The 8,617-nt window shown below is 73.1% G+C and carries 9 protein-coding genes; 4 read left to right on the plus strand and 5 right to left on the minus strand.

The features are described 5' to 3' along the window. Positions 1 to 115: 115 nt before the first annotated feature. Positions 116 to 385, minus strand: a complete 270-nt coding sequence (locus ACFWH7_RS03355) for a GlsB/YeaQ/YmgE family stress response membrane protein (RefSeq protein WP_378215013.1) — start codon at positions 383 to 385, stop codon at positions 116 to 118. Between the two features lie 130 nt (positions 386 to 515). Between ACFWH7_RS03355 and ACFWH7_RS03360 the strand changes: the two genes are divergently transcribed. Beyond that, on the plus strand, positions 516 to 896 hold the full coding sequence (locus tag ACFWH7_RS03360; protein ID WP_378215015.1) for an RNA-binding S4 domain-containing protein: 381 nt from the start codon (positions 516 to 518) through the stop codon (positions 894 to 896). Positions 897 to 985: 89 nt separating this feature from the next. Here ACFWH7_RS03360 and ACFWH7_RS03365 read toward each other — a convergent pair whose 3' ends face one another. The 4 genes from ACFWH7_RS03365 to ACFWH7_RS03380 form a co-directional block, all read right to left on the minus strand. Next, the gene (locus ACFWH7_RS03365) at positions 986 to 1,720 is read right to left on the minus strand and encodes a hypothetical protein (protein ID WP_378215016.1); all 735 of its coding nucleotides are present in this window, start codon (positions 1,718 to 1,720) and stop codon (positions 986 to 988) included. Between the two features lie 397 nt (positions 1,721 to 2,117). Further along, positions 2,118 to 2,846 carry a lytic polysaccharide monooxygenase gene (locus ACFWH7_RS03370; protein ID WP_378215017.1) on the minus strand — a complete coding sequence of 243 codons (729 nt, stop codon included), beginning with the start codon at positions 2,844 to 2,846 and terminating at the stop codon, positions 2,118 to 2,120. A 230-nt stretch (positions 2,847 to 3,076) separates the two neighbouring features. Beyond that, positions 3,077 to 3,823 carry a lytic polysaccharide monooxygenase gene (locus ACFWH7_RS03375; protein WP_378215018.1) on the minus strand — a complete coding sequence of 249 codons (747 nt, stop codon included), beginning with the start codon at positions 3,821 to 3,823 and terminating at the stop codon, positions 3,077 to 3,079. Positions 3,824 to 4,103: 280 nt separating this feature from the next. Beyond that, positions 4,104 to 4,682 carry a 1-acyl-sn-glycerol-3-phosphate acyltransferase gene (locus ACFWH7_RS03380; protein ID WP_378215019.1) on the minus strand — a complete coding sequence of 193 codons (579 nt, stop codon included), beginning with the start codon at positions 4,680 to 4,682 and terminating at the stop codon, positions 4,104 to 4,106. A gap of 153 nt (positions 4,683 to 4,835) precedes the next feature. On the opposite strand from ACFWH7_RS03380, the gene ACFWH7_RS03385 reads away from it, so the two are divergent. The 3 genes from ACFWH7_RS03385 to ACFWH7_RS03395 are packed head-to-tail and all read left to right on the plus strand — an operon-like array spanning position 4,836 to position 8,439. Next, positions 4,836 to 6,047: an ROK family transcriptional regulator gene (locus tag ACFWH7_RS03385; protein WP_378215020.1), complete on the plus strand. Its 1,212-nt coding sequence runs from the start codon at positions 4,836 to 4,838 to the stop codon at positions 6,045 to 6,047. Then, positions 6,044 to 6,994 carry a polysaccharide deacetylase family protein gene (locus ACFWH7_RS03390; protein ID WP_378215022.1) on the plus strand — a complete coding sequence of 317 codons (951 nt, stop codon included), beginning with the start codon at positions 6,044 to 6,046 and terminating at the stop codon, positions 6,992 to 6,994. The genes ACFWH7_RS03385 and ACFWH7_RS03390 overlap by 4 nt, the downstream gene beginning before the upstream one ends. Beyond that, positions 6,991 to 8,439 (plus strand): MFS transporter, encoded by a 1,449-nt coding sequence (locus ACFWH7_RS03395; RefSeq protein ID WP_378215023.1) that lies wholly within the window; start codon positions 6,991 to 6,993, stop codon positions 8,437 to 8,439. Before ACFWH7_RS03390 ends, ACFWH7_RS03395 begins: the two co-directional genes overlap by 4 nt. Positions 8,440 to 8,617: the final 178 nt, after the last annotated feature.

The following is an 8,617-nucleotide window of genomic DNA, read 5'->3' on the forward strand; positions in this document are numbered from 1 at the left end:
TGACTGTTTTTGGGGGGGGGCGGGGCGGTGCGCCGGCGCGCGGTCGACCCCCCGGCCCGGTGAACGCCCCGGCCCCGGGGCCGGGAGCGCCGCCGTCACGGCGGTCGTCGGTGCCCTACTTGCGTGCCGAGCGACGCGCGATCGCGCCCCAGATCAGCAGCACGAGCAGCGAGCCGACGAAGGCCCAGAACCACGTGGTGAGGGAGAAGAACTCGTCGTTGGCGTCCGCGCCGAACAGCGCTCCGCCGATCCACCCGCCGAGGAGGGCGCCGAGCACGCCCACGATCAGGGTGACGATCCAGCCTCCTGCTGCCTTGCCAGGCAGGATGGCACGTGCGATCGCGCCCATGATGAGGCCGATGAGGATCCAGCCGATGAAGCTCATCCCTGTCTCCGTTCTCTGGGGGACGAAACGGTCATAGAGAGCAACCGCCCCGTATGCCTGACTTCACGGTGGCACGGTGCGAGCCGGTTCGCACGCCGGGCGTCGTGCGCGCGGTCGCTAGGCTCGGGGGATGGCGACGACCGAGGCGACGAGCGCGCGCGTCGACAGCTGGCTCTGGGCCGTCCGGGTGTTCAAGAGCCGTTCGCAGGCGACCGCGGCGGTCAAGGCCGGCCACGTGCGGGTCAACGGCGAGCGCGCGAAGCCGGCGACGAGCGTCAAGGTCGGGGACCGCGTCGTCGTGCGCGGCGGTCCGACGGAACGGATCCTCGTCGTCGAGAAGATCCTCGTGAAGCGTGTCTCCGCGCCCCTCGCCGCGCAGGCCGTGATCGACCAGAGCCCGCCCCCGCCGCCCAAGGAGCTCACCGTCCGCGTCGCCGTCCGCGAGCGCGGCGCCGGCCGTCCGACGAAGCGCGAGCGCCGCGATCTCGACCGCCTCCGGGGCCGCGGCTGACCCCGGTACACCGAGTGCTGCGTCTGCGCTCGAACGATGCGTTCACGGACGCAGCGCTCGAACGCAGACGCAGCACTCGACTGTCGCCCTCAGTGCAGACCGGGGCGTGCGACATGGGGCGCCGTCCTCAGGGCGGGGACCATCCGCCGGACGCGGTCGGCGACCTGCTGCTCGCTGCGCAGGTCAGGTGTGGTGACCCGCAGGACCCGCCAGCCCTCCTCCTCGATCGCCTCCTGCCGACGCTTCTCTCGGTAGAGGACTCGCGCCGGGTCGCCGCCGGCGAGCTCGCCGTACTTGACGAACCCGTCGAACTCGACGAGGAGCCGCCACTCGTCCCACCCCATGTCGGCCCGGAACGCGCCGAGGCGCGTGGGGACGACGAGCTGCGTCCGGGGCGCCGGGAGGCCGTGGCGCAGGATCGCGTACCGCGTGACCGACTCCCCGGGACTCTCTGCCCCGGCATCGGCGACGGCGAGCACCGCTCGGGCTCGCACCGCGCCACGGCTGCGTGCCTCACGCGACCTGCGTCTCAGCTCCTCGGGGTCTGCTCCTCGTCGTAGCGCCGCGTCGGCGACGACGAGCCCGTCTCGCGCCGGGAGGACGCTCGCGCAGTCGAGCACGGTGCGCTCGAGCGTGGTCACGGGCAGACCGGAGACCTCGGTGAGGTCTTCGGGCACGACCGCGACGCGGTGGCGGACCAGGTCGGACGCCCCGCCACGGCCCGGCACGTTGCGCTGCACCACGTGCACCTGCGCCGGTGCGCGCCAGAGGGGCAGCCCCCAGACGAGCGCCGCGGTGGGCCCGTAGAAGCAGAAGCTGCCCACGAGCTGGTGCGCGACGGCCTGGATGCGGGCCTCGGCGATCCGACGCTCCGCTCGGGCTGGGGGAAGGTGCCTGCGCGGGTCGGCACCGAGCAGGTAGGCACCGCGGCGGAGCCGGAACGCGGTGCCCGCGTCGAGCGCGGCGAGGATCTGAGGGCGCGGGACCTCGGCGGCGAGGACGGTGCGGGAGTGGCTCCGATGCGGTCACGAGCGGAACGATGGCAGCGTCGCCGTGGCGATGACGGGACCGCACGGAAGTCCTGTGGACAAAGCGGTCCTGTGGTCGGCGCAGACGTCCGGAGGTGGCCGAACCGAGCCGGGAGCAAGAGATGCGTCAGCGGCCGACAGATGCGTTCGGGGACGCATCCGTCGGCCGCTGACGCAGCGTTCGGTGGTCAGGTCAGCAGGCGCCGAGGTCCTTCCAGACGCCCCACTGGCCGCTCTGGGCGGGGTTCTCGCCCGTCGTCCACCACTTGGCCTGGTAGTTGCGGCCGTCGTGGGACACGTTCGCGCCGCCGAGGTACACCCCGCCCGCGGTCCACGCCGGCGCCGTGCAGTTGCCGGGCTCCGGGTCGGTGGGCTCGGGGTCCGGGTCGCCCGGGTCCGTGCCGCCACTGCCGATCTTCAGGTCGACGCAGTTGTAGAACGCGTTCACCGTGTTCGACACGTTCCAGCGCGCGAGGATCGTGTGGTTGCCCTCAGGCAGGCCGGTCAGCGTGTGGGAGATGTTGCTCGGAGGCTGCGCGCCGCCCTGGTTGAACGTCTTGAACAGCACGCCGTCGACGAAGTACTCCCACGTGCTCGTGTTGTGCGCCGCGGTGAGGTTCCACTGGAACGTCACCGACGTGCCGGTCTGCGTGCGCGGCCACGGCTTGCTCGTGTCGTCGAGGATGCTGAACCCGCTGCCGCCGGAACACTTCATCGAGCCCTTGGGGGCCTCGACGGACTGCGGCTCGTACTTGATGCCGCCGCAGTCGAAAGACGTGGTGCCCTTCGCGCAGTGGTCCTGCCGGCTCGGCGGGGACGTGATCCAGCCGTGCGCGCTCGCGCTGGGGGCGATGGCCACGGGGGCGATGATCGCGACCGCGCCGACGACGGCCGCCAGGAGTACCGCTCTCAGTCTTCGCATGAGTTGTCTCGCTCTCCATCCGGTGGTGCATGGGTCCTGCGGCGCGCTTCGTCGCGGGCCGCTCTCGGATCGGGCACTTTCGACGCTACGAAACGTGAGGAGTGCGGACAATTGGGCAAAGCCCGTACGTGCTTCCGCGTACCCGGCGCGGCGTCCACGCCCGGCACGCACGACGGCGGGTGCCCTCGCCCGTACGGACGAGGACACCCGCCGTCGCGGGGTTCAGCGGGTCAGCAGGCGCCGATCAGCTTCCACGGACCCCACGCCTCAGAGCCCGGGACGTTGTTCAGCGTCCACCACTTGGCCTCGTAGACGTTCCCGTCGTGCGAGACCTTCGCGCCGCCCGTGTAGGTCGCCGTCGCGGACCACGCCGCGTCCGTGCAGGTGCCCGGCTCGCCGCCGCCCGGGTTCTCGCCCTCGCCGCCGCCGGGGTTCTCGCCCCCGCCGGGGTTGGTGCCGTCGGCGGTCACGGTCAGGTCGACGCAGTTGTAGAACGCGTTCACCGTGTTCGAGACGTTCCAGCGCGCGAGGATCGTGTGGTTGCCCAGCGGCAGCCCCTTGAGCGTGTGCGAGATGTCCTTGGGAGGCTGGACGCCGCCGCCGTCGAACGTCGCGAAGAGCTGACCGTCGACGAAGTACTCCCACACGCTCGTGGCGTGGTTCGCGGTGAGGTTCCACTGGAACGTCACGTCGCGACCGGTGGTCGTGCGGGGCCAGGGCTTGCTCGCGTCGTCGAGGATCGCGTAGCCGCTGCCGCCGGAGCACTTCATCGAGCCCTTGGGGGCCTCGACGGACTGCGGCTCGTACTTGATGGACCCGCAGTCGAAGGACGTGGTGCCCTTCGCGCAGTGGTCCTGCCGGGAGGGCGGGGAGGTGATCCAGCCGTGCGCCGAGGCGCTGGGGGCGATCGCGATCGGGGCGATGATCGCGGTCGCGCCCACGACGGCGGCGAGGAGCGCCGCGCGAAGTCGCTTCATGGGGGACTCGCTTCCTGTGTCGGGGAGGGCCGACGCCGTGCGGAGCCCGCACCGTCGGCCGTGACGGGTGGACCGTAGGCAGCCGGGTGACGTCCGCTCAACGACTACGCACGACCGGCGTCGGGTACGGGAAGTCCCGTACCCGGCGAGTCGATTCGCCGGGATCGTGCGCCTGCGCGGTCGCGCTCGCTACGTCGTCGTGCCCCTTCGAGCGGCTCGGCGGGTGAAAACCATGTGGGGACCACGTATCCCGGGCCGACCAGGATCGGCCCGCCCGGCCTCAGGCGGGCGTGTCCTCCTCGCGCAGGCGCGGCTCGGTGCGCAGCGCCGGGCGGAGGCCCGCCTTGTCGGCGTAGAAGGCGCGCACGACGTCCATGTCGGCGCGCACGTCGCCCGTGAGCTCGATCGTCGGGCCGAGGCCGGTCGTCATGGTCGTGCGGTCGACGTACCCGAGGGTCACCGGCAGGTGCGCCTCGCGCGCGATGCGGTAGAAGCCCGACTTCCAGTACGACCCCGCCCCGCGCGTGCCCTCGGGCGTCACGACGAGCGAGAACACCTCGCCGGCCTGGAGGCGCGCGACGACGTCGGCGACGACCCGGCTCGGGTCGCGCCGGTCGACGGGGATGCCGCCGAGCGCGCGCATGAGCGGCCCGGCCGGGCCGGCGAACAACGTGTGCTTGCCGAGCCAGCGCACGTGGATCCCCGTGCTCCAGGCGATGGCGAGCATGAGGACGAAGTCCCAGTTCGACGTGTGCGGGGCACCGACGAGGAGCGTCGGGCGGCGGGTGTCGTACGGCTCGGAGCGCAGGGTCCACCGGCTGGTCGCCCAGTAGGCGCGGGCGAGGGCTCGGCGGATCACGACGCCACGGTACAGGGCCGTCCACAGGGAGACCGGTTGCCGTCGACAACCACAGGGAGCCCGGCTAGTCTCCGGGCGGGTAGGGAACTTCCCGCCCTACCTGCACCGCCCGGACATGTCGGCTCGACCCACCCACTGCTCGACGGAGACCAGATGGACACCCCTCCCGCCGGTACACCCGCTCTCCTGCGCACCCTCAACGCGCGCGCCGTGCTCGACGTGCTCGGCACGGGCGCGCAGATCGCGCGGCCCGACGTCGTCTCGGCGACCGGGCTGTCCAAGACGACCGTCGCGCAGACGCTGCGCGCGCTCGAGGCGACGGGCGTCGTCACGGAGGCCGGGCTCGACCGCGACCGTCGTGGGCCGGCCGCGACGCTGTACCGCGTGGACCCCGACTACGCGTTCGGCCTGGGGGTCGATGTCGCGCGCGACCGGGTGCGGGTCGCGCTCGTCGACGTCACGGGCGCGATCCGCGCCCGCGCGGAGCGGCGGGACGTCAAGCCGACGACGACGGCCCGCGCGCGTGCGGCCGCGGAGCTCGCCCGCGCGTGCGTGAGCGACGTCGCCGCCCGGCTCCCCGAGGGCACCGCCGTCGAGGTGACGCGCGCCGTCGCGGCGGTCCCGCTGATCGTCGGGTCGGACCAGCGGACCATCCGCCGCGTCCCCGGCTACGAGAAGGGTGGGACCGACCTGGTCGATGCCCTGGAGGACTCGCTGGGCTGCTCCGTCACGCTCGAGAACGACCTCAACCTCGCGGCGCTCGCCGAGCAGCGTGACGGGGTCGCCGTGGGCGTGCGCTCGTTCGCCGTGCTCGGCCTCGGCGACGGGTTCGGCGCGGGGCTGGTGCTCGACGGGAAGCTCCACCGCGGGTTCGCGGGCGGCGCCGGCGAGGTCTCGTTCCTGCCGCACCCCGCCCGGGCGCTCGGCTCGGAGGCGCTGGGTGCGTCGTCGCTCGCCGTGCTCGCGAAGGAGCACGGGCTTCCCGACGACGTGACGGTCAAGCAGCTCGTGGACCGCGCCGAGCACGGCGACGGCGCCTCGAACGACGCGCTCGACGAGGTCGCCGAGCGCATCGGGGTGGTCGCGGCGTCGATCGCGCTCGTGGTCGAGCCGGAGCTGTTCGTCCTCACGAACCAGGCGGCTCGCGCGCCGATCGCGGACCGGGTGAAGCGCTTCCTCGCGGAGAAGATCGCCGTGCTCCCCATCCAGGTCGTGCCGTCGGAGCTCACCTGCGACGCCGTCGTGGTGGGTGCCGCGCGCTCGGCCAGCGACGCGCTGCGCGACGAGGTGTTCCGCTCCGCGGCGGCCCACCCCGCGCCGGGCGAGGGCGACGCCGCCGACGAGCGCGAGGAGGCGGCGTCGTGACCGCCGCCGCACCAGGTGGGGGAGCGCCGCCGTCGGACCTGGTCTCCCGGCTCGGCCTCGCCGCCGACGCGCGCGCGGTCATCCTCAACGCCGACGACTACGGCATGTGCCGCGCCGCCAACCGCGCGGTCTCCGAGCTCCTCCTCGCGGGGCACATCGACTCCGCGACGGTCATGGTCCCGTGCGGGTGGGCCCCGGACGCGCTCGCCTTCGCCGCCGCGCACCCCGTCGACGTCGGGGTGCACCTCGTCCTGACGAGCGAGTGGACGCGGTACCGGTGGCGGCCGCTCACCGGGACGGACACGTCCCTGGTCGACGACGCGGGCTACTTCCCGCGCGACGTGCTCACGGTCGAGCGCCAGGCGCGCGTCGAGGACGTCGTCGCGGAGCTCACGGCGCAGCTCGACACGGCGCTCGCGGCGGGGGTCGACGTCTCGCACCTCGACAACCACATGGGCTCCGTCTACGGGCTCGAGACGGGGCGGTCGTTCCTGCCGCAGGTCTTCGACCTCGCCGCCCGGTACCGCCTGCCGTTCCGGCTGCCCCGGACGACCGACGGGATGATGCTGCCCCCCGGTGACTTCCAGCCCCTGCTCGACGAGGCGACGGCCGCCGCGGACGCTCTCGGCGTCGTCGTGGTCGACCGGCTCTGGACCCATCCGTTCGAGCTCGACGGCGCCGGGACGGTCGAGGAGGAGGACTACGAGGACGTCCGGGCCGACTTCCTCGACCTGCTGCGCCGCGTCCCGTCCGGGGTGACGGAGATCTTCCTCCACCCGATGCTCGACGACGACGAGCTCGGCGACGTCGCCGACTACGGCGTCGCGAAGCGCGGCTTCGAGCACCGCCTGCTCGCCGACCCGGCCGTGGCGGCCGTCATCGCCGAGGAGGGGATCGTCCGAGTCGGCTGGCGGGACCTGCGCGCGGTGCAGCGGGGCGAGCGGTGAGCGCCCCGCACGGGACGCCGTCGGGCGGTGCCTCCGCGGCGGGCCACGGGCTGCTCGCCCGGGTCCGGGACCGCCGGCTCGTCGGCACGCCCTCGCGCGCGCAGACGGTCGCCTACGGTGCGTCGGCCTTCCCGTCGAACCTCCTCATGCAGACGTTCTCCGCGTTCGTCGTCTACTTCTACGTCGACCACCTCGGCGTGCGTGCTGGCTGGGTAGCGGGCGCGATGGTCGCGCACGGCGTCCTCAACGCCCTGCTCAACCCGCTCGTCGGCGCGGTCTCCGACCGCCGCCGCACGCGCTGGGGCCGGCGCGTCCCGTGGATCGTGCTGGGGATCGTTCCGCTCGTCGTCGCGTTCGCGCTCGTGTGGATGCCGCCCGCCCTCGGTCCGACCGGCCTGGTCGTGTGGTTCCTCCTCGTCGTCGCGCTGTTCGACGTCGCGTACGTCGTCGTCGCGCTCAACGTCTCGGCGCTCTTCCCCGAGATCTTCCGCACGACGGCGGAGCGCGCCCGCGGCAACACGCCGCGCCAGATCTTCGGCCTCGTCGGGATGATCCTCGGCACCGCCGGCGCGCCGCTCCTGTACGGCGGACCAGGCTGGGTCGCGATGGGCGTGCTGCTCGCGGTCGTCAGCCTCGCGTTCTTCGTGTGGTCCCTCGCCGGGATGGTCGAGCGCCCCGTCGACGTCGCGGCGGTGCGCGAGCGCGAGGCCGCGGTCGGGCTGGGCGCCCAGCTCCGCTACACGTTCGCCAACCGCGCGTTCGTCACCTACGTGCTCGGGTCGCTCCTGCTCCAGAGCACGACCGCCATCGTCCTCGCCGCCGTCCCGTTCTACGTCCGCTACGTCGTCGGTGGCGCCGAGGCCGACGCCACGTTCCTCCTCGCGCCGATCTTCGTCGCCGCCATCCCGTCGATCGTCGGGTGGTCGTGGGTCGTGCGGAGGATCGGGCCGCGCTCGGCCATGCTGTGGGTCGTCGCGGTGTACGGCCTCGCGACGTGCCTGTACCTCGTGCCGTCCACCGTCCTCGGCGCCGCGCTCGCGGGCCTCGCCGTGGGGGTCGGCGTCGCGGGGCTCATGCAGGTGCTCGAGGTCGCGCTCGCGCAGGTCATCGACGACGACGAGCGCCGCACCGGCCTGCGTCGCGAGGGCATGTACTTCGGTGCCAACGGGTTCGTCGTGCGCGGGTCGGTCATCGTCCAGGCCGTGCTCGTCGCCGGTGTGCTCTCGGCGAGCGGGTACGTCGAGGGTGCGGGCGAGGTCGTGCAGCCGGACAGCGTCGCGACCGGCGTGCGGCTCCTTCTCGGCGGCGTCCCCGTGGTCCTCGCCGCACTCGCGTTCGTCTGCTTCTGGTTCTACCCCCTCCGCGGCCGCGACCCCGAGGACACCGACACCGCCCTCACCGAGGCCGACGCCTCACCCACCGCGGCGGACCCCCTGCCGAGGTAGAACTCTGGTTCCGCGAGGTAGAACCGTGGTTGGCCGAGTTAGAACGCTGGTTGGCCGAGGTAGAACTGTGGTTCTTGTCCCTGACGGCGTGTGGCTGGGTGGGGTGGTCGGGGTGGGTGATGGTGCCGCGTCGACCATCCGCCGCTCGTTCCTCGCGGCTCCCGCCAGGCCCGACACT

Source organism: Cellulosimicrobium cellulans (assembly GCF_042723955.1).
In the GTDB taxonomy this organism is placed as follows: Bacteria; Actinomycetota; Actinomycetes; order Actinomycetales; family Cellulomonadaceae; genus Cellulosimicrobium; species Cellulosimicrobium cellulans_H.

What these genes read in the sequence shown, in the direction of transcription:
- ACFWH7_RS03355 (WP_378215013.1), bottom strand. Translation starts at nt 385, where the DNA reads ATGAGCTTCATCGGCTGGATCCTCATCGGCCTCATCATGGGCGCGATC.
- ACFWH7_RS03360 (WP_378215015.1), top strand. Translation starts at nt 516, where the DNA reads ATGGCGACGACCGAGGCGACGAGCGCGCGCGTCGACAGCTGGCTCTGG.
- ACFWH7_RS03370 (WP_378215017.1), bottom strand. Translation starts at nt 2,846, where the DNA reads ATGCGAAGACTGAGAGCGGTACTCCTGGCGGCCGTCGTCGGCGCGGTC.
- ACFWH7_RS03375 (WP_378215018.1), bottom strand. Translation starts at nt 3,823, where the DNA reads ATGAAGCGACTTCGCGCGGCGCTCCTCGCCGCCGTCGTGGGCGCGACC.
- ACFWH7_RS03385 (WP_378215020.1), top strand. Translation starts at nt 4,836, where the DNA reads ATGGACACCCCTCCCGCCGGTACACCCGCTCTCCTGCGCACCCTCAAC.